This window comes from Agrobacterium sp. ST15.16.024, from assembly GCF_027956545.1.
In the GTDB taxonomy this organism is placed as follows: domain Bacteria; phylum Pseudomonadota; class Alphaproteobacteria; order Rhizobiales; family Rhizobiaceae; genus Agrobacterium; species Agrobacterium cucumeris.
The window spans coordinates 16,807-38,078 of the sequence record NZ_JAQKGO010000015.1 but is presented as its reverse complement, the minus strand read 5'-3'; the positions used below and the strand labels follow the sequence as shown (position 1 = coordinate 38,078).

Sequence of the window (21,272 nt, the reverse complement as noted above, 5' to 3'; positions counted from 1 at the left end):
GCCGGAACATCGGCGGAAACTGGCGCCCGGGCGGCCTCGGCCTGCCTGACCCTCAGTTCTTCCAGCCGGATAAGGTAGCGTCGTCGTCCTTGTTGAAGAAGCGCGATGCTGCCTCCGTTCGGTTGCGCACGTTCATCTTCTTATAGATGTTGCGAACGTGAACCTTCACGGTGTTTTCGGACAGATGCAGCCTGTCAGCAATGATCTTGTTTTGCGTACCCTTGCAAAGCAGGTCGAGGATTTGCACCTCCCGTGTCGTCAGCGCCGCCATTTCACCCCTGTTTGCCGCAAGGGCATCGGCGCGGTTGGCAATAACGGCGCTCGTCTGAACGCTCTTGCCGCTGACGGCCTGGGAATAGGGTGTGAGCTTGCCGAGGAGGGCCGCGGGAAAATGTTCTCCGCCCTTCATCAAAAGGTCAACAGCCGCCATGAACACGTCAAGCCGCAGATTGAGCGGCAACACGCCGTCGATGACGCGCATTCCCACCAGCTGCTTCAACGGCTCCTCAAACTTGTCGATGGTTTCGACCACCAGTGCGATCGGCGCATCCGGATGCTTTTCGTGGATTGCCGCAAGAAGATTATGGAGCCGCTCGCCGGACATGCGATAAGGCAGCACCAGCCGGACATTCGCCCCGTAGTCGTCGTTAATAGTCGACGACGAGGTAACGCTCACCACCGCGAATGTGGGGAACTTTTTGCCCAACGCCTCCACGAGGCACTCGGAAAACAGGTCCGGATCCGCTATGATCAATAAAGTTCCATTTATAGGTGAAACGGCGTTTTTTTGTTTTGCCGCATAATCTGAAGTTCCCATGAACATTGACGCCTCCCTAAAGCGCTTACGCATTACATTCTTTTTGGTGTGCCGTCTGTCGTCCGCCAGGACGCCCCCAAGACCATGGGGGACAACTCCTGCCTCAAGCCATGTCAACTATCATTAATTACCTGTTAATTTAGGAGGCTAATACGAAAAGCTGTGTAAATAAATGGCCCATACGGGTTATTTTTTACATTAGGCATACAAAATTGATTACGGTGAGAGAAAATCATTCACTTGGAAATCATCAAGGAAACAAAGGCGTTAGAAATGCCTCCGCTCCGGTTTTGTATTCCAAGAAAATATAACTTTTAGTTGAAAGACCTTTTCATATCTCGCATGCAAACGATCCCGGACGATGTGCCGTTTCGGGATAACGCCCTTTTCCCTGGCAAAAGCACGATGGTTTTAAGAGGCCGGTTTTTTGCCGCCAAATCTGCGGATATTTGCTGCAGCGGCCGCGAAAACGAGCCTTGGCCTACCCCTCCGGCATATATATTCCGGTTACGGGTGCCGATATGTTTAGCCCGAATTGATAGCTAGAAAGTGCAATTTTTCTGCGGCACAGTCTGACCGTCGCTGAACGGCGGCCGATGAAAAGACTATCCCGGCCTTAACGTGTGTTTGCCAACGCCGGTTCCTTTTCAAGAAAACACGCAAGCAAAAAGACGAAGCCACCGCGCTCCCCATTGGAGCGAGGAACGGATTTGTGCGCCTTTTTACCGAGTAGCGCACAGGGGCTGAACGAAAAGAGCCCGGTCGCGGGCCGATGCCGAACCGCAGATGAAACGTACCGAGTGCATCTGCAAACATCAATCTTTGTGCAACACGGAGCAAGCGCGAAAAAATCCCGTTTGAGATGAGAGGGATTTCGAAAGCTGCTCCGAGCTTTTTCGGAGGAAATCGAAATGGGTTACAATTCACAGCCAGCCGGCGACGACATCACCAAGATCGGCGCTCTTTCCGAGGGTTTTGCCAACACCTCGACCAATGACGCCAAGGTGGAAGACAGCAATGTCGGCACCGCAAACGGTGAAAACCGCAACAACGACAACAGCGACAACAGCACCAATGTGGATGTTGACGCCAAGATCGATGTAGCAGTCGGCAATGGCGACAATCGCGACAACGACTATGACTGGAGCTATGACAGCAAGTCGTACAGCGACAACGACACGACCACCAAGACGAGCACCGAAACCAACACTGATATCAAGACGGATTACGACTGGAGCTACGAAAGCAAGTCGTACAGCGACAATGATACCAATGTGAAAACGATCACGGACACGGACAACAAGACGTTCTCCTACTCCGACAACGACACCTCCACCAAGACCACGACGACCTCCGACAGCTTCAACTCCGCCGACAGCTACTACAAGTCTGATGACGACTTCGGTAACATCGCCGGCGTCAAGGATGTCGGCAATCTCGGCATCGCAGGCGGGGACCTCACCTTCAACCTGGGTGACGACTTCTCCTTCACGCTCGATGTCGACAACATCCTCAACAGCTCGCTCAACGGCGACGGCAATGACACCGGCTTCAGCATGGTGCAGGCCAACCACCTGGCAGACCAGGATCAGGCCTACGACATCAAGATGCAGAATGGCGGTGCGGAAAACCACCTGAGCGCCAATGCCGGCGACGCCTATGGCGCGGAAGGCATGGACGGCAAGGGATGGGACCTCAAGGCCGGCGACGACGCAGCAGGCACCAGCACTGCGGATGCATCGGCAATCCTTGCAAATTCCGGCTTCCATCTGGAACTGGTGCAGGGCGCCAACATGCTCTCCAATGCCGTTGACGTCACGATCACAGGCGGTAACTCGCATGTATCCGATGTCGGTGAGGATCACTCCTGATACCCACCTCTTGACGAAAAGAGCTGCACCGGCACCCGCCGGTGCAGTTCGCGGTTGAAGGACCGGTCTGCGTAAGACGAAGCACCGCCTTTGAGACGGGTGCCCTGCGCAGCCTCAGGCTCTGCCGCGATGATCAGGGAGGGACCTTCAATGCATATCGACAAGATTTCCGACATGATCGCGCATTTCATCGGCATGTTCGACACGGTGGTCGAGGAAGCGCGTCTGAGAAGCAACTATAGCGAAGGCCCGGCGCATTCCGATCCGGACCGACTGCCGGACGATGAGGCAGCAAGGCTGCTCGACAAGAACTATGACGTCCCGCTCGAGGATTACGATCCCGGTGTCAAATATCGCTCCGGCTATTACGATTTCGATTACATGCGACCGCATTTCGCCCGCGCTGTCGAATACGACATGCAGCAGCTTGCAAATGCCATCCCGGTCGATATTTCCGGCGCGCATTTCCGTTTTCCCGGCCGCCTTTCCTTTGATGAGCGCGAACTGGTGGTTCATACGGGTCCAGGCTCGGTAGCCGGCCATCTTACCCAGGTCAATATTCTCCAGGACGATGACTATCTGAACATGACGGACGGCCCGAATGTGGCGCGCGACACGACCTTCGTGACCGAGCGCACCGTCGAATTCTACAACGAAGCCGCCGTCTTCACGCCCTTTTCCACCTTCCAGCGCACCGATAATTACGACGCGCTGCAGGCGCTTGCCAAATCCGCGCACGACTATATCGAACACGCCCGCGACAATGACGTGACCTCGCTTGGCACCGGCGCGGACCAGGATTTCGTTCTGGCCGGCAACGATATCAACGGTCTTTATATCAATGGCGCGGTGGCCTACGACAAGCCGACGCTCGACGACTTCATGCCGGACCGCGGCATTGCCAAACCCGCCGAGGCACCGGAAAAAAGCGACGTTTCCCTGCATGAAGACAGCCCGGCCGGCAACAGCCTCGATATCGCCGCTGGCGCCAATGTCGTCGCCAACATCGCCACGCTGGTCAATACCGGCGTCATGACCTCGGTCACCGCCGTCATGGGCGATTATCACCAGATCGACGCCATCACCCAAGCCTATATCTACAGTGACCGGGACGAGATTTCTTCCGTCTTCACGCACTCGGAGGATCAGGCGGCAACGGCCGCCTACAACATCGCCAGCTTTCAGCGCAGTGTCTATCCGGGCGCGGAAAATGCCGCGGCGGACAGCCATGAGAGCGGCGAGCCGCCGATATTCCCCACCGCCTGGCGCGTCAGCGTGCTGGAAGGGGATGTGTCCTTCGTACACTGGATCGAACAATACCAGTTCATCAGCGACAATGACACGATGACCATCACCACCTCGGGCGCGAGCGTCAGCCTTTTGACCGGCGGTAACGCCGCGCTCAACATCGCCAATTTCCTCGGCATCGGCATGCAGTACGATCTGATCATCGTCGGCGGCAATGTGCTGGACATGAACCTCATCAGCCAGATTGCCGTGCTTTACGACAATGACTGGGCCCGCGCCAATCCCGATGCACCTGGTGGCGCCACCATCCAATCCGGCAATAACCTGCTCTGGAACGATGCCAGCATTCATAATGTAGGCAGCAACGACCGCTTCGAGACCATGCCGGACTATATGCACCAGACGGTGAACGCGATCAACGAACGCGATCCCAACATGCCGGATGCGCTTGCCCACGACGCCAACTTCGCCGGCTATCAGGGACTGAACGTCCTTTACATCACCGGCAACCTCTATGATGTCAGCATCATCAAGCAGGTGAGCGTGCTCGGCGATTCCGACGACGTAACCCAGGCCGCCGCCAAGGTCCTCGAAAACAACGACAATGCCACGGTTCATGTCGATACCGGCAGCAACGCCGTCGTCAATATCGCACAGATCATCGATTACGACAGCTTCGGCTCCACCACCTATGTCGCCGGCGGCGTTTATTCCGATGCCATTCTGATCCAGGGCGGCATTATCGAAAACGACACGTCGCAGCCGACACAGCACGGCCAGCTGGCAAACGAGGTCATCGCCTTTCTTCACGACGATCCCGCCACCATCCAGAACGAATCCGACGGCGTCATCAATGGCGGTCACGACCTCTCATGGTCCAACGCCCACCCATCCGACGTCATGCAGACGGTCGTTGCGTAACGTCCGGCGGGCGGGGCGGCAAACACGCCCCGCAATAGCCGAACCCGCAAACGCCGCAAGATCACCGGGGACCGATATAAAATGGATCATATCTCAAGGAAAACGATTGCCGACGGACGCTCGCTGGATTTGCCGCTGGATCAGGAAGCGGAAGACAGCAAACTGACGGACGCCTGTATTTCAGCCATTAACGAAGCCGTCGAAAATCTGCGCCAGTTATCCGGCGCGGAACAGGCGGCAAAAACCATTACATCCCCCACCCAGCCAACACCCCCGCAAACTCCTTCCGAACCGCTTGCAAAAACGGCACATCCCGAACAATTGCGGGACGTTCCCCCGGTAAGGCCGGTGCCACAGCCGGAGCGGCAACCCGCCTCCCCGGCGCAACCGCAAGCCAAGATTGACAATACAGAGCTGCCTTTCGTCAAAACCATCGACAATAATGACGGGCCGATCCGCGAAAACGAACGCCGCCCGGTGACGGGTGGTGGCGGCAAGGAGCCGACCGACAATGGCGGCGGTGGTGGTGGCGGTGGCGGTGGCGGCGGAAGCCAGAGCGGCTTCCACAAGCGCAGCGAGCCGATCAATTTCGCCGCAAGTCTTGCAAAGGGCATCGCCGCCGTTCGCCGCAACATGGTGGTGGTGATGCTGTTCACCATCGCCATCAACATCCTGCTGCTCGCCATCCCGCTTTATCTGTTCCAGATATCAGACCGGGTGCTGACCAGCCGCTCGATGGATACGCTTGTCATGCTGACGGTGGCCGTGCTTGGCGCGGTTCTGCTGCAGGCCTTCATGGACGCCATCCGCCGCTTCATCCTGATGCGCACCGCCGTTGAGCTTGAAGTGCAGCTTGGCGCGCCAATCCTGTCCGCTGCCGCCCGCGCCTCCCTGCACGGCAACGGCAAGGACTACCAGATCCTGCAGGATCTGCAGCAGCTGCGCTCCTTCCTGACGTCAGGAACACTCATTGCATTTCTCGATGCGCCGCTGATGCCGCTCTTCATCGTGGTGGTCTATCTCGTCCATCCGCATCTCGGCATCATCATCATGGTCTGCTGCGCCGTGCTGTTCATCATCGCCTGGCTGAACCAGCGTTTCACGGCAAGGCAGTTTTCCGAAGCCTCGGGTTATCTCAGTCGCGCCAATTTCCACCTCGATTCCATGTCGCGCAATTCGCAGATCATCAATGCACTCGCCATGATACCCGAGGCGGTGAAGATGTGGGGCCGTGAAACGGCCGGGTCGCTGAAGTCGCATGTGGCGGCTCAGGATCGCAACATCATGTTCTCCGGCGTCTCCAAGGCGGCCCGCATGATCACCCAGGTGGCGCTTCTGGGCTGGGGGGCGCATCTGTCGCTTTCCGGCGAATTGACCGGCGGCATGGTCATCGCGGCCTCCATCATTTCCGGCCGTGCGCTGGCGCCCATCGAAGGCGCGATCGAAGGCTGGCACCAGTTCAACAAATCCGCCGCCTCCTATGGCCGTATCAAGCAGCTTCTCATCAGCTCGCCGCTGAATTTCCCGCGCCTGCGCCTGCCCAATCCGGAAGGGCGTCTGGATGTGGAACGTATTCTCTTCGTACCGCCGCCGCAGAAGAAGGTGATTTTGAACGGCATTTCCTTTTCGCTGAAAAAGGGGGAATCGCTTGCCATCATCGGTAATTCCGGTTCCGGCAAAACGACGCTCGGCAAGATGCTGGTCGGCTCCATCCTGCCCACCTCAGGCAATGTGCGCCTCGATCTCATGGACCTGCGCAACTGGGACCAGCGGCAATTCGGTGAAAGCATCGGTTATCTGCCACAGGACGTGCAGCTTTTCCCCGGCACCATCAAGGCCAATATCTGCCGCATGCGCGACGATATCGACGATCGGCAGATTTACGAAGCGGCAGTGCTGGCCGATGTGCATGAGCTGATCGCCGGTTTTCCGCAGGGTTATGAAACCGTGGTTGCCGCCGATGGCGCACCGCTTTCGGGCGGCCAGAAACAGCGCATCGCACTTGCCCGCGCCTTCTTTGGCGATCCCAAATTCGTGGTGCTGGATGAGCCCAACTCCAACCTTGATACGCAGGGCGAACAGGCGCTGGCCAAGGCGCTGCTGCACGCCAAGAAACAGGGCATCACCACCGTCACCATCACCCAGCGCCCGGCACTTTTGCAGTGTGTCGACAAGATCATGGTGCTGAAAGACGGATCACTCGCCATGTTCGGTGAAAGGATCGAGGTGCTGAAAGCACTTTCCGGCAATGGCCGTCCGGCCAACCAGTCCCCGCAGATCGAGGGTTGAGGTTCGTCATGTTCAAGAAGAAAAACGCCATTGCCGAAATCAAACCGCAGGGCCAGCTGGAATGGTATAGCGAAGTGCCTCGCTCCATCCGCCTGCATAGCTCCATCGGGCTTGCCGTGCTGCTCGCCTCATTCGGCGGCTTCGGATATTGGGCCGGCACCGCACCGCTCTCTTCCGCCATCATTGCCCAGGGCAGCTTCGTCGCCACCGGCAACAACAAGATCGTCCAGCATCTGGAAGGCGGCATCATCAAGGAAATGATGGTCAGTGAAGGCGACACGGTCAAGGAAGGCGACGTGCTGCTGACGCTCGACAAGACGACGGCGCTTGCCAATGAACGCATGTTGCAGCTGCGGCGTCTTCGCCTTGAAACCATCGTGACGCGCCTTCGCGCCGAAGCGCAGGGCGAAAAGACTTTCAAGGTGCCCGAAATCGTCATGAAAGAGGCCGGCGATCCTGACATCAACTCCATCATCCAGAGCCAGAACATCGTGTTCCACAGCAAGATCGTCAAGCTCGACGAGCAGCTGAACCTGATCGAAAAGAATATCCGTTCGCTGGAGTTCCGCTATGCGGGTTATGACGGGCAGAAACAGTCCTTCGACCGGCAACTCGCCCTTCTGACGCAGGAGCGCGATTCCAAGGAAAGGCTCGCCAAGGACGGCGTCATCCGCAAGACCGATATGCTGGCACTGGAACGCGCCATTGCCGACGCCATGGGCGATATCGCCCGTCTGACCGGCGAGATGAACCAGAGCGAGGCGGAAATCGCCAAGTTCAAGCAGGAAGCGATCATTGCCGTCAACGCCAACAAACAGGCGGCGCTCGATGCGCTGGAAACGGCTGAATCCGATCTCGACAGTGTCCGGGAACAGGTGCGTGGCGCTGCCGAAGTGCTGGAACGCACCGTCATCCGCTCCCCCGTCAACGGCACGGTGGTGCGGGCCTATTATCATACCCCCGGGGGCGTCATCACCACAGGCAAGCCGATCATGGAAATCCTGCCCGCCCATGTTCCCCTGATCCTTGAGGCGCAGGTGCTCAGAACCTCCATCGATCAGCTACATGAAGGCCAGACCGCCGCGATCCGTCTGTCAGCGCTCAACCGCCGCACCACACCGGTTCTGAACGGCAAGGTGTTTTACGTTTCCGCCGACAGCATCGAGGAAAATGCCGGCCTGCAGGTCAAGGACGTCTATATCGTGCGCGTGCAGGTTTCCGACGACGAGATCGCCAAGGTCCATAATTTCCATCCCGTGCCCGGCATGCCGGCCGATGTTCTGATCCAGACCTCGGAGCGCACCTTCTTTGAATATCTGACCAAGCCGATCTCCGACAGCATGTCCCGCGCCTTCAAGGAAAGATGAAGAAATATCAGTAACCTATACTGTCTTTTCCGCAGCGCTCAGCATATGATATCCGAATATATTTCGCCGGGGCGGGAGAAGCAGCATGGCGGTGATGTCGGATGTGTTGCTACTGGTCGGCAGGCTGAATTATGTGTGGACGAACACTGAAAGCCTGATGATCTATCTGATCGTCCATCTCCTGAAAGTGGAGAAGGAAGCGGCCATCGTCGTGTTTCTGACGCTCAATACCACACGGGCGCGCATGGACCTCATCGAGCGTCTGGCGAAACTCCCCTCAACGCCGACGCCGGACCGCAAGACCATTCTCTCCATCATGGCGCGGCTGAAGAAAGAAGCGCGGACGCGCAACAAATACAATCATTGCATCTATTCCTTCGACGAAAAGGGCGAAATCGCCAGCACCCAGCTGATGCGGCTGGTGGAGGACGACAGCAAGGTTCGTTACGGCAAGGTCGAACGCATGGACGAGAAGGAAATCGAGCACCTGGAAAAGTCGATTGCCGATATCGTTGATGTCAGCAAGGACATGTGGAAATTCATCCACGCCAGCCCGCATGTCTCGGCGGATTATCTCTAGGCTCTCGTCTGCAACCGCATACCGATCGCCGGGTGAGTTTCACCATTCTGCGCTGCCTTCACTGGCAGGCACAGCTTGCCGGCAGCGAAATAAAGCAGGAACGAGCCGATCTGGTAGGGGAAGATGATATCGATCTCCACGAAGGAGCGCACCACGAACAGCGCACAGATCGCAAAGAGAATAACGCCCTGCGGATCGCTCCTGCGCATCAGCACCGAGCGCAGATGCCCGAGCAGCGTTCCGTAAAGCACCATGCCGAGCAGCACCATGCCGACGATGCCGTTTTCCACCACCGTCTCGATATAGGTATTATGGAAATGGAAGCCGGTGCGGCCGGTAATGAAGAAGTCGTTCCACAGGCGTTCGGCATCGGCAAAACCCGCCACCCAGAAACCCTGATAACCGACACCGAGGATCGGCGTCTGTTTTGCCGCCTCTATGCCCTGCTGCCAGAGATAGGTGCGGCCGGTAAGCGTCGAATCCTTGCCGAAAACACCAAGAATGGCATCAAGCAGGCCGAATTGCAGGGAAGCGACCACAAGCAGCCCGCCCAGGCCGCCGAGCACGAAAAACGTCATCTTGCGGTTGGCGGGAGACAGCATGCCGATAGGGATGAAGCCGATTATCAGTGCAACCACCGCCGCGGTGGTGATGGTGGATGTCGCCGATTGCGATGCAAGGAGGCTATAGGCCGATAAAAGTCCGGTCACGCCGGCGATTGGCAGCCAGATGCCTCTCTGTTTGAGAACCAACACGGAGGCGGCTGCAAAAATGACTCCGAGAGAGGCATAAAAACCGAGCTGGTTCTTCGACGAGAAGGCGCCGACGAAACTATACGTGCCATCCAGCGCATCGAAGAGATAGATGCCGAACAGCAGCGAATACAAAAGAACCACGGCGATGCCGATCAGCGCGCCGCGCGTCAGCGTTCGAATGGATATCACCCGCATGGCGATCAAGGCGCAGACGATATGCGTCATGTACTGGATGGAGGCGCGCATGGTCACCGATGCTGCCTCCGACCAGAAGCTGGACAGCACGGTGAGGATACCGAAGGCGAAGATCCACAGATAACGCGGATAATTGCCAAGCACCTGCCGGTAGTTGACCACCACCAGCGGCAGCCACATGCCATAATAGGCCAGAACCGAGATCTGCCCGAAACGCGACGAGTAGGCGAACACGAAGAATGACAGCGCAACAGCCGCTATTCCGAAGATTTCATTGCGTTCGGGATCGATCAGCGCCGATTTGGCAATCCGCATGCGAACCTCACTGCATCAGGATTTCGGACGAAACCTTGATGACGTCGCCGGGCTGAAGCAGGGTGTTTTCATCCACCTTCACTTCCTTCGGTTTGCCGTTTTCCTCACGCACCACGAGATAGGTGATGGTCGCGGATTTACCCGACGGATCGAAACGGATCGCTTCGGCCGATTGCGCCAGCGCCTCCGACATCAATTCGCGGCTGGTGGTCAGCTGCAGATTGAGCTTGTCGAGTTCCGCTTCGGTATCCTGCAATTCCTTGGAACGCTGTGCCACCCAGTCGTTGCGCAGGTTGATTTCGTCCTGGGTCGCCTTGTTGATATCCTGCTTGGCGCGCAGCGACTGCGTGTCGATATCAAGCAGGGTGGATTCCACCTCCGCCGCGCGTTCTTCCGCCGAGATGCGCCGCTGTGACAGTGCAAGCCCCTGCTCGTTCAGCCGGTTGACGCGGTCGCGATCCTCGTTGGCGAGCTGGAGCTGACGGTTCTGTGTTTCCGATTTTTTATTCAGCGATTCGACTTCGCTCTGCAAAAGGGCATGCAGATCCGTCAGCGCCTTCAGCTGAAGCGTATAACGCTCGGTACGGGATTTCATCAGCGCGCTTTCGCTGGCCAGAAGCGTATCGATTTCGCTGATCTTTTCCATTTCTGGCGTCTTGGCGATGGCCTGATCGCCCTTGATCTCGGCAACCAACCGCGCCTGACGGGCGAGCAGCCTTGCCCGCTGGTTGTCATAGACCGCGGCATCGCCGCGTGCATTGATGAAGTCACGGGCAAAACGTTGGCCGGCATCGGAGCGACGCAGGCCGCCGGCAAGGCTGACGGCCTTCAGCACCGTGAGATTGGCGGCATAGGGATATTCTCCCGGTGTCTGCACGTCGCCGCTCAGAAAGATCGGCCGAAACTGGGCGATTTCGACAGAAGCCGAAGGCAGGTTGCGAAGCGCGAATTTGCTCTGAAGCTGGGCGCCGATCGCCTCACCGACTTCCGAAGGCGTTTTCCCCGAAACCTCCAGCTGGCCGATAAATGGCAAGGACAGCGCGCCGGATGGGCCGACGGAATAATCGCCGTTGATGACGTCCCAGTTGCGTATGCTGCCATCGGCCGGCTGCCATTCGGCGACACGGATGCGCAGCTTGTCGGCGGTGCCGAGCTTATATTGCCCACCCTCTGCCGCCAATGCGCAGAGCGGTGCGGCCAGGGCGACGGAAGCGGCAAGCACGAGGGCGGCAAGCGGACGGCGGGGGGTGGCAAAAAGGCCGTTCATCGGGAGACTCCCTGTTTGCTGAGCGCCATGCAGGCGATCAGACGATAGGCAACCGGGCAAGGCCGGCTGCGCAGCGCCGCAGAAGCGGCCGCTATTGTTAGCACCAATGACGCACCCGAAGACCGGACTTGGGATCCCGGTGCGTGTCGAAACGAAAATCGATAAAGCCGAACTCAATATTGATTTCAGTAGCTGCCGCGCGACAGGCACACGGCGGGAATGGTCTTGACGATGATGAACACATCCTGCCGCATCGACCAGTTCTGCACATATTGCGTGTCGAAAGCCACGCGGGTCTTGTAGGAGACGTCGTTACGGCCGCTGATCTGCCACAGGCCGGTCAGGCCAGGGCGGGTGCTGAGATAATAAGCGGCAGCGCTTTCATAATAGCTCAGTTCCTCGTCAACGACGGGGCGCGGGCCAACCACGCTCATTTCACCACGGATGATGTTGAGGAGCTGCGGCAGTTCATCAAGGCTAAGCTTGCGCAGCACGGCGCCGACAGCGGTGACACGCGGATCGTTCTTGAGCTTGCGGGTCGCGCGCCATTCTTCGGCGGCTTCCGGATTGGCGGCAAGATATTGCCGCAACATCTCGTCACCGTTCATCGCCATCGTCCTGAATTTCAGGCAATGGAAATAGCGGCCATTATGTCCCACACGCCGGTGACCATAAAAGATCGGGCCGGGATCGGAAAATTTCACCAGAGCGGCGATCAACAGGAAAATCGGGCTGAAGATGAGCAGCGCAAGTGCAGCCGATGCCATATCGAAACTGCGTTTTGCGATGCCCCCGATAGGGAAACTGACATCGAAATCTTCGGAACTGCTGAGTGTCTGTTCAGCCGATTGGGTCGCGGACTTCATAGAGTGAACTCCATTTATGTTTTGCGATTGGTCGGTGCCCGAAGGCGCGTATTTCCGTCTAAAGGAGATAACAAGTCTGTGTTCGGAATTTGATGCTAATGGATTTTTTGTAAGGCACATTACCCATGACCGTCTATGCGATTTCTTGCGGTGGCGGTCGATCAACCCCAGGGCAATATTAAGGGTTGCATAAAAAAGAAACAAATGCGCCTGCGGCCATGTGCACAGAGCATGGGTGGCCTCCCGGCATGTATTGTATTTTCGACCACCTGCAGTCTTTTCTTATATGTTTCTTATGACTTAATCGGATGAGACAGGAACGCCAAGAACAGCCATGCGTGTAACAGACTATTAAATTTTTTTGCGGCGCAGCAAGATTGCGGCAATGCATATAAAATTTGACATATTAGCCGGGATTTTTTTACCCGACACTCGGGCTTCGCCAAGAAAAAGCGATGGAAAAATTGCAAGAGCGGCGCAAAAGCGGCAAAACAATGGCAAAAATCCGTGCTTGAGCCGCGGAATATCTTCAAAATATTCGAGCCCCAACCCGGATTCGGCGCTGCCTGCGATAAGCAGAGCGCTTTCAGACCCTCACATCAAGCAAAACGCGGTGGAATCAGAAGGTGGGCGGCGTACAGGCGCTGATGACTTCGCACGGGACCGGCCCGATGCAACGGAAGCGATGCGGCCTGCGGCTTTCGAAATAATAGGCATCGCCCGGCCCCAGCACCCGCCGCTCCTCATCAACCGTCACTTCCAGACGCCCGGAGAGGATGATGCCCCCCTCCTCGCCATCATGCACCAGTGGCACCTTGCCGGTATCGGCGCCCGGCTGGTAACATTCCTTCAGGATTTGCAGGCTGCGACCGAAGACATTATCGCCCACCTGCCGGAAGGAGATCGGCCCCTTGCCGATCTCGACCAACTCATCCGCCCGATAGAAGGCCTTGCGGTTCGTCTCCGGCTCGAAGGCGAAAAATTCGGCAAGACCAATGGGTATGCCATCGAGAATACGCTTCAGCGCGCCGACGGACGGGTTGGAGGTGTTACTCTCGATCAGCGAAATTGTTGAATTGGTCACGCCGGCGCGCCTTGCCAGTTCACGCTGGGAAATGTTGTGACGCAACCGCAAATGGCGCAAACGCCCGCCAATATCCACCGACATGCTGCTGCCCCCGTTATCGTTGTTCGAAATATCGAAAATACTGCATTTCGCCTACAGTATTTTCAATGACTTGGCCACAGAGAGAAAAGGGCTTGTTCAGTCTGAAAAATAGCTTTCAATCATCGGCAACGAACAGGAGAACCATTATGGACAACCCCAGCCGATCCAATTCCACCTCGCTCGACAGCTACTGGATGCCGTTTACCGCCAACCGGCAGTTCAAGGCCAATCCCCGCCTGCTGACGAGCGCCGAGGGCATGTATTACACCAGCAATGACGGCCGTCAGGTTCTCGATGGCACGGCTGGCCTGTGGTGCGTCAATCTCGGTCATGGCCGCCAGCAGATCGCCTCCGCCGTCAAACACCAGCTTTCGACCATGGATTACGCGCCCTCCTTCCAGATGGGCCACCCCGTCGCCTTCGAATTCGCCGAGCGGCTGGCGGAAGTCGCGCCCGGCCCGGAAGGGGCAAAGCTTGATCGCGTCTTCTACACCGGCTCCGGTTCTGAATCGGTCGATACGGCGCTGAAGATCGCCATCGCCTATCAGCGCGCCATCGGTCAGGGCACCCGCAGCCGCCTGATCGGCCGTGAGCGCGGTTACCACGGCGTCGGTTTCGGCGGCATCTCCGTTGGCGGCCTCGTCAACAATCGCCGGGTTTTCCCGCAGATACCGGCCGACCATCTGCGTCATACCCATGATCCCGCAAAGAACAGCTTCGTGAAGGGTCAGCCCGAGCACGGCGCCGAGCTTGCCGACGATCTGGAACGGCTGGTCGCCCTGCATGGCGCTGAAACCATCGCTGCCTGCATCGTTGAGCCGGTGGCCGGCTCCACCGGCGTGCTGGTGCCGCCGAAGGGTTATCTGGAGCGCCTGCGTGCCATCTGCGACAAGCACGGCATTCTCCTCATTTTCGATGAAGTCATCACCGGTTTCGGCCGCATGGGCTCATCCTTCGCCAGCAACTATTTCGGTGTTACGCCTGATATCGTCACCACCGCCAAGGGGCTGACCAATGGCGCGATCCCCATGGGTGCCGTCTTCACCAGCCGTAAGGTGCATGATGCGCTGATGCATGGCCCGGAAAGCCAGATCGAGCTGTTCCATGGCTACACCTATTCCGGCCATCCCGTCGCCTGCGCCGCCGGCATCGCCGCGCTCGATATCTATCGCGACGAAGGCCTTTTCACCCGCGCATCGCAATTGCAGGATGACTGGCACGATGCCATCCATTCGCTGAAGGGTCTGCCAAACGTTATCGACATACGCACCATCGGCCTCATTGCCGGCATCGAACTGCAATCGCGCGACGGCGCCATCGGCGCACGCGCCTATGACATCTTTGTGGATTGCTTTGAGCGCGGCCTGCTTGTCCGGGTCACCGGCGATATCATCGCGCTTTCGCCGCCGCTGATCGCCGAAAAATCCCATTTCGATGACATCGTTTCGATTCTCGGTGATGCGTTGAAACGCGCAAATTAAAAGTATAAACTTCTAATATAAGAAAGGCTGCAATAGAAATTGCAGCCTTTTCTCATTTTTATCAAAAACATAGCATAAATAGATCATTTATTAAGCATGTTCTATTATTTTCCCGCAGTATAACCAACAGCGCGGGAACGTCCCCATGGCGTCGATTCAGAAAAAGATAATATTGGCAAGCATTGCGATCTTTTCCATCACCGGCGCCGCCACGGGCGTTGGCATGTGGGCAACGGAAACGCTGAACCGCAACAGTGAATATGTCGCACTTTCGGCCGAAGTGCTGCGCAACCACATGCAGGCGGACATGATGCATGATGCATTACGTTCCGACGTACTTGCCGCCATTCTCTCCACAAACGCCAGCATGGGCCTAGACCTCAAGACGGTTGAGGCTGACCTTGGCGAACATGAAGCCAGCTTCCGCGAAATGATCGAGGCCAACAGGTCCCTGTCAGCAGGCACAAACGTCAAGGCCGTGATCGACGGCGTCGAAAAACCGCTGCTTGCTTATATGGAAGCCGCCAATGCGGTTGTCGGCCTTGCGGGCTCCCGCCCGGAAGAGGCGATCAAGCTGATGCCCGAATTCATGCGGCAATTTTCGGCGCTTGAAAAAGCGATGGAAACGGCCGGCGACCAGATCGAGGCCCTGTCCGATGCCGCCTCGGCCGAAAGCGAAAAGACCAAGGCGACCATCAACCTTGCCTTGAAGGGCCTGCTGGTTCTAGCGGCAATTTTCTCCGTCGGGCTTTTCCTTCTCACCCGCAGATCGGTTATCCAACCCATCCTGCAATTGTCAAAGAATATGGAAACATTGGCGGGCGGCGATACGTCTCAGCCACCCTCCGGCATCGATCGCAGGGACGAGATCGGCTCCATGTCCGTTGCCGTCGAAGTCTTCCGGCAGGCGGCAATCGCCAACCGGGCGCTTGAAGAACAGGCGGCAGCGGCCCGCCAACAGGCGCAGGCCGATCAGGAGGCAACCCGCCAGCAGGCCGAGGAAGACGCCTCCGAACGGCTGCGCATCGCCACATCCGGCCTCGCAGCCGGTTTGAAGCGGCTGGCTTCGGGTGATCTGGCCTTCCAGCTCGATCAGGCCTTCGCCCCGCAATTTGAAGCCCTGCGGCACGATTTCAACAGTTCTGTCCGGCAGCTGGCCGAAACATTATTCGCGATTTCCGATGGCATCGGCACGATTGACGGCAGCAGCCGTGAGATTGCCGCCGGCGCCGGCGACCTTTCCCGCCGTACGGAAAATCAGGCAGCCTCCCTCGAACAGACCGCCGCAGCGCTTGAGGAAATCACGGCCAATGTTTCAAACGCCAACAAACGCACGTCCGAGGCGCGGCTTGCCGCCACCGACGCCAACCAAAGCGCCCTGAAATCGGTTGAGGTGGTCAGCCACGCCGAAGAGGCGATGCGCCGCATCGAGACATCATCGCGGCAGATTACCGGCATCATCGGCGTCATCGACGAAATCGCCTTCCAGACCAATCTTCTGGCGCTGAATGCCGGGGTCGAGGCCGCCCGTGCCGGTGAGGCCGGCAAAGGCTTTGCCGTGGTGGCGCAGGAAGTGCGCGACCTCGCCCAGCGTTCCGCAAAAGCCGCAAGCGAAATCCGCGACCATATCCGCCAATCATCAGCGGAAGTGGAAAGTGGCGTGAAGCTGGTTCTCGATACCGGTACGGCGCTGAAGGATATCGGCGAACGCATCGCCGGCATCGACCAGCACATGACCGCAATTGCGACATCCGCCGCCGAACAATCGACGGGACTTGCCGAAATCAACGCCGCCGTGAACTCCATGGATCACGCCACCCAGCAGAATGCGGCCATGGTGGAACAATCCACCGCCGCTTCGGCAACGCTTGCCGCGGAAACGGCAAAGCTGCGCGCGCTGGTTTCACGTTTCCGTCTGGATATGGAAGATGTTGGTGGCCATGACGTTATCCGTCACGTGGCCTGAGACGGGAGCATTGCGCTGCCATTCGTCCATCGTTTCCAGCCGCTGACTTCAGCGGCTGGAAATTTTTTATTTGTCAGTAGGTCTGAACCGGCTGCGACAGGCCGTCGCCAACCACGCCATTGCCATATTGGGCAACGGGCACGCCTTCCTGGCCGATCGGCACGCCCTGCTGCGCCGGGCCAAGCGCCGTCACCACGATCGGTGTACCGTCCGGCACGCGATTATAGAGATCGACGATGTCCTGGTTGATGAGGCGCACGCAGCCTGATGATACCGACTTGCCGATGGTCCACCATTCCGGCGAACCGTGCAGGCGGTAGATCGTGTCCTTGCCGTCCTTGAAAATATAGAGCGCACGCGCGCCGAGCGGGTTCTTGAGGCCCGGCTCCATGCCGCCATTTCGGCTGCTATAGGGCTCCAGCTCCGGCTGGCGGGCGATCATTTCATCAGGCGGCGTCCAGCGCGGCCACTGGCGCTTGTACTGAATGACGCCGCGGCCGGCCCATTCGAAACCCGCACGTCCGAGGCCGACGCCATAACGCATGGCCTGACCGTTCTCATAGGTGAGGTAAAGGAAATGGTTAGCCGTATCGACGACGATGACGCCGGGACGCTCGCCCGTCGGATTGGCCACCATCTGCCGCAGGAACTGGCGCGGAATCCGCTTATAGGGAATTTCCGGCAGCGGAAACTGCTCGTCCGGCTTGGGACCGTACATCAGCGCATACATCGGATCTTCCGCGGGGGCGGCCGGCCGTGCGGCTTCACGCGCCGTGGTGTTGCAGCCCGCAAGGCCGGCAAGCGCCAATCCACCTGCTCCAAGCAGGAAACCCCGCCGGGTCGTTGTCGTCTCGTTCAATTGAAAAACCTCATTTACGTCATCTCACACTGGCAAAGGGGTCTGCCAGCGCCGCATCGGGGCGGCTGATAGGGTACTTCGTGCCGGAAACCTGCGATGCCATGGACTTGGCGCCGCTGGATTTCAGAATGGCACGGAAGCTCGGATGCATGCCGCCGTCTACATACGCGCTGAGTGGGGCGGAAGTTCCCTCATTCATCGCGGCGGCAATTTTTTGTTGTTCCTCGGCCAGTTTCGATGCCACCGCCGGGTCCGGCTGATTGATGGCTGGCGGGCAGGCGGCCAGAGGATCGGCAGGTTCACCTTCGGCGAATTCGCTGTTGAAGACATAGCGCCGGCCGCAAACGGAGACCTTCGGCTGGCGGCGCGTCACTTCGAAATAGTCGTAGCCCTCCTTGAGCGTGCGCCAGAAGGGCATGTTGGGATCGTCGCGATGCGCCACCATGTTTCGTGCACTCATGCGGAAGGGATAGGCCTGCACCTGGAAACGATCCTGCCCGCCCTGCAGCGCACGCGCCACGACGGCGTAAATCTCGCCCACCTGTTGGTCGGTCATGGCGTAACAGCCGGACGACGAACAGGCGCCATGCACCATCAGCGCTTCGCCGGTGTAACCGAGCGCCGATTCCAGCCGGTTGGGATAACCGAGATTGAAGGAGACGTAATATTGCGAATTCGGATTCAGCATGCCGGCCGAGACGTGATAAAAACCTTCCGGCGCCTGCCGGTCACCAGTCTTCATCTTCGGCCCGAGCTTTCCGGACCAGCGGCACATGGGATAGGTCTTCAGCAGCGCATAGCTTCCGGTCTTGTCGATCTTCCAGACCTCAAGTTCGCTTTCCTGCTTGAAAATACGAACGAGGACCGGGCTTTCCGGCCGCATGCTCTTGGCGGACATCTGCGCCATCATCTTGGACGACAGCTTCGGCGGGTCCTTCTTGACGCTATCGAGACCCATGGAGGTGCACGCGGCAAGACCGCCGCCGATCGCGACGACCGCAGCTACTCTTACCCCCGCCATCACCTTCAGCCGTAACCCCGCAACTGCGAAATCCAGCAATGCCTTCATGTCCATGGATCGTTCTACCCGCCTGATTTGCCCGCCTTTCCGGCAGACGCTTAACTAGCGAAGGTGGCCATAACGCGGCAACCTCGCACATGGACAAAGTCTCGTGAACAGACGTTACCCTTTCGTTAATCATAGGGACACAAGCCCGTGAGGCACGCGTCAGCAGGGCAAATGGATCAACTTATCGAAGCAGCCCCTGCCCGCCATCGATCCATACCGGCGTGCCGGTAATGTGGCGCGATGCGTCCGATGCCAGAAAACCGATCAGCGCGGCGACATCGTCGCTCGACCCCGCCACACCGCCGGTCACAGGAATATCGCCGGTCGGAAACCGAACCGGCACCTCGGTCTTTTTGCGTCCGCGTATATCGGTGTTTTCGTCGATTGCCGTTTCGATCTCGCCCGGACACACGGCATTAACGCGGATGCGGTGACGCCCAAGCTCCAGCGCCAGTTGCTGGGCCATGGCAAGCTGCCCCGCCTTCGTCACGGAATAAGCCGTAGCACCGGGGGAGGTAAAGGTTCGTGTGCCGTTGATCGAGGAGACGATCACGATGGAGCCGCCACCGGCCGCCTTCAGATACGGAACGCTGGCATGCACGGTGAGATAGGTGCCGCGCAGGTTGATGCGGATCGTGTCGTCCCACTCGGAAGGCTTCAACTCATCAATGGGCGCCCAGACACCGTTGACGCCGGCATTGGCCACCACGACATCAAGGCGACCGAAATCCTCCGCGAGCGCTGCGACCGCGTGTCGCATGGCCGCCTCGTCCGAAACATCGGCGAGAAGAACTTTGGAAGAGCCGGATGCGGTCTTTATCTCCTCGGCGACGGCCAGCAATTCGGATTCGGTGCGGCCTAGCAAGCCAACCGAAAAACCAGCGGCAGCCAGATGCAGGGCGGCGGCACGTCCGATGCCGGAACCTGCGCCGGTGATGAGGGCAACTTTGCGATGAGCCAATGTCACACCCCGCCTTTTCTCGAGGCTATCGAGGTGACGGTGGCCGAAACCGGATCGCTGGCTGGAAAGCTGTCTTCCAGTCCCTCGTCCAATTCCTCTTCCAGAATATCGCGATCCTTCGCGGTGCGGGCGCTGGCCTGACCATGCGGACCATCATCCTGCGCCGTTCCAAGCGCTGAAAACTGCGACGACGCATCAGCGCCGTGGCGGGTGCCGAAAGCCGTCAGCTGAACCATCACTGCACTGGCGCGCTTGATGGCCTCCGCATCATCAATGCCTTCCAGCCCATCGGCGAGACGGACGGAGACCTGGTCACCATCGCTGCCGACGAACTCGACGGATATGACACCGTTATTGCGTTTTACATAGGTCGTGGAAAGTTGCATGACATGCCCTCCGATTTGACAAACATCGGCCTATCAATCCGATGCGGTAACACTGAAACCTGAATTCACAACGATGGCAGAGCGGAAGGGGTTCCAGATGAATCAGGCCTTTAGCCCGGAAATGCAGGCGAGTTTCTTCAAGCGAGACGCGCTGGATGTCGCCCGTGCGCTCATCGGCGTGGAATTTCGCGTCGGCAATGCCGGCGGCATCATCGTGGAAACCGAAGCCTATCATCCCGACGACCCGGCGTCCCACGCCTTCAACGGGCAGACGCCTCGCAACAGGGCAATGTTCGGCCCGGCCGGCCATCTCTATGTCTATCGGTCGTATGGCATTCACTGGTGCGCGAATTTCGTCTGCGCGCCCGGCTCAGCGGTGCTTCTGCGCGCCATCGAACCTCTGAGCGGTCTGGACATGATGAAACTGCGGCGGGGAACCGACAAGCCAAAACTTCTATGTTCCGGCCCCGGCAGGCTTTGTCAGGCCATGGCGATTACCGGCGACATGGACGGCATGCCGCTCGACGCCCCTCCGTTTTTTCTGCGTTTGCCACAGGAAGCCGCCGCAGTGACCAGCGGCAGGCGTATCGGCATCAGCCGCGCGGTGGATTATCCGTGGCGCTTCGGGCTTGCAGGCTCGGCCTTCGTCAGCAAGAAGTTCGAAAATCCGGGAACGCAGGACGTTTAAAGCACTTTCGGCGGCTGATCGTTTTCGTCGGGATTGGGGGTTGGAATTTCATCCGGCAGCCTGTCGGGTTCGGGCTCTTCCACCGGCGGAATATCCGGCTGCGGCGGCACCGGCATTGGCGGTTCGGGATAGGGTTCGACGGGAACGGTCGACATCGCGGCCTCCTGATATAAATGCGCGACCCAGACCGGATTGCGCTTTCA

The 21,272-nt window shown here is 58.4% G+C and carries 18 protein-coding genes; 8 read left to right on the top strand and 10 right to left on the bottom strand.

The features are described 5' to 3' along the window. Positions 1-52: 52 nt before the first annotated feature. Positions 53-823 carry a helix-turn-helix transcriptional regulator gene (locus PL640_RS24355; RefSeq protein ID WP_271363780.1) on the bottom strand — a complete coding sequence of 257 codons (771 nt, stop codon included), beginning with the start codon at positions 821-823 and terminating at the stop codon, positions 53-55. 905 nt (positions 824-1,728) lie between these two features. Here PL640_RS24355 and PL640_RS24350 point away from each other — a divergent pair. From PL640_RS24350 to PL640_RS24330, 5 genes are all read left to right on the top strand, one after another. Then, positions 1,729-2,688, top strand: coding sequence for a fibrinogen-binding protein (locus PL640_RS24350; protein ID WP_142842692.1), 960 nt, complete (start codon positions 1,729-1,731; stop codon positions 2,686-2,688). 150 nt (positions 2,689-2,838) lie between these two features. Further along, on the top strand, positions 2,839-4,857 hold the full coding sequence (locus PL640_RS24345; protein WP_271363773.1) for a hypothetical protein: 2,019 nt from the start codon (positions 2,839-2,841) through the stop codon (positions 4,855-4,857). An 81-nt stretch (positions 4,858-4,938) separates the two neighbouring features. Further along, the gene (locus PL640_RS24340; protein ID WP_271363772.1) at positions 4,939-7,146 is read left to right on the top strand and encodes a type I secretion system permease/ATPase; all 2,208 of its coding nucleotides are present in this window, start codon (positions 4,939-4,941) and stop codon (positions 7,144-7,146) included. A gap of 8 nt (positions 7,147-7,154) precedes the next feature. Next, positions 7,155-8,513, top strand: a complete 1,359-nt coding sequence (locus PL640_RS24335) for an HlyD family type I secretion periplasmic adaptor subunit (protein ID WP_269699406.1) — start codon at positions 7,155-7,157, stop codon at positions 8,511-8,513. Positions 8,514-8,598: 85 nt separating this feature from the next. After that, entirely contained in the window at positions 8,599-9,093 is a 495-nt protein-coding gene (locus PL640_RS24330; RefSeq protein ID WP_142842688.1) for a hypothetical protein, read from the top strand. Here PL640_RS24330 and PL640_RS24325 read toward each other — a convergent pair. The 4 genes from PL640_RS24325 to PL640_RS24310 all read right to left on the bottom strand — a co-directional run bounded on the left by PL640_RS24325 (position 9,090) and on the right by PL640_RS24310 (position 13,659). Beyond that, positions 9,090-10,358, bottom strand: coding sequence for an O-antigen ligase family protein (locus PL640_RS24325; protein ID WP_271363771.1), 1,269 nt, complete (start codon positions 10,356-10,358; stop codon positions 9,090-9,092). The genes PL640_RS24330 and PL640_RS24325 overlap by 4 nt on opposite strands. Positions 10,359-10,365: 7 nt before the next feature. After that, positions 10,366-11,625, bottom strand: a complete 1,260-nt coding sequence (locus PL640_RS24320; RefSeq protein ID WP_271363770.1) for a polysaccharide biosynthesis/export family protein — start codon at positions 11,623-11,625, stop codon at positions 10,366-10,368. A 185-nt stretch (positions 11,626-11,810) separates the two neighbouring features. Then, complete coding sequence (locus PL640_RS24315; protein ID WP_142842685.1) at positions 11,811-12,491, bottom strand: sugar transferase; 681 nt, start codon at positions 12,489-12,491, stop codon at positions 11,811-11,813. Positions 12,492-13,110: 619 nt separating this feature from the next. Continuing rightward, complete coding sequence (locus PL640_RS24310) at positions 13,111-13,659, bottom strand: cupin domain-containing protein (RefSeq protein ID WP_142842684.1); 549 nt, start codon at positions 13,657-13,659, stop codon at positions 13,111-13,113. 146 nt (positions 13,660-13,805) lie between these two features. Between PL640_RS24310 and PL640_RS24305 the strand changes: the two genes are divergently transcribed. Continuing rightward, positions 13,806-15,140, top strand: a complete 1,335-nt coding sequence (locus PL640_RS24305; protein WP_271363769.1) for an aspartate aminotransferase family protein — start codon at positions 13,806-13,808, stop codon at positions 15,138-15,140. A gap of 145 nt (positions 15,141-15,285) precedes the next feature. Continuing rightward, complete coding sequence (locus tag PL640_RS24300; RefSeq protein WP_271363768.1) at positions 15,286-17,106, top strand: methyl-accepting chemotaxis protein; 1,821 nt, start codon at positions 15,286-15,288, stop codon at positions 17,104-17,106. A 73-nt stretch (positions 17,107-17,179) separates the two neighbouring features. Here the strand turns inward: PL640_RS24300 and PL640_RS24295 are convergent, their stop codons facing one another. The 4 genes from PL640_RS24295 to PL640_RS24280 all read right to left on the bottom strand — a co-directional run bounded on the left by PL640_RS24295 (position 17,180) and on the right by PL640_RS24280 (position 20,381). Continuing rightward, the gene (locus PL640_RS24295) at positions 17,180-17,965 is read right to left on the bottom strand and encodes a L,D-transpeptidase (protein ID WP_046801347.1); all 786 of its coding nucleotides are present in this window, start codon (positions 17,963-17,965) and stop codon (positions 17,180-17,182) included. A 19-nt stretch (positions 17,966-17,984) separates the two neighbouring features. Then, on the bottom strand, positions 17,985-19,040 hold the full coding sequence (locus tag PL640_RS24290; protein ID WP_161991425.1) for a L,D-transpeptidase family protein: 1,056 nt from the start codon (positions 19,038-19,040) through the stop codon (positions 17,985-17,987). 175 nt (positions 19,041-19,215) lie between these two features. Further along, on the bottom strand, positions 19,216-20,001 hold the full coding sequence (locus tag PL640_RS24285) for an SDR family oxidoreductase (RefSeq protein ID WP_271363767.1): 786 nt from the start codon (positions 19,999-20,001) through the stop codon (positions 19,216-19,218). Next, positions 19,998-20,381 (bottom strand): hypothetical protein, encoded by a 384-nt coding sequence (locus tag PL640_RS24280; protein ID WP_271363766.1) that lies wholly within the window; start codon positions 20,379-20,381, stop codon positions 19,998-20,000. Before PL640_RS24280 ends, PL640_RS24285 begins: the two co-directional genes overlap by 4 nt. 97 nt (positions 20,382-20,478) lie before the next feature. Between PL640_RS24280 and PL640_RS24275 the strand changes: the two genes are divergently transcribed. Next, positions 20,479-21,069: a DNA-3-methyladenine glycosylase gene (locus PL640_RS24275; RefSeq protein WP_271363765.1), complete on the top strand. Its 591-nt coding sequence runs from the start codon at positions 20,479-20,481 to the stop codon at positions 21,067-21,069. Here the strand turns inward: PL640_RS24275 and PL640_RS24270 are convergent. Then, entirely contained in the window at positions 21,066-21,224 is a 159-nt protein-coding gene (locus PL640_RS24270) for a hypothetical protein (protein ID WP_080842802.1), read from the bottom strand. The two genes, PL640_RS24275 and PL640_RS24270, sit on opposite strands and share 4 nt — an antisense overlap. Between the last annotated feature and the right edge of the window lie 48 nt (positions 21,225-21,272).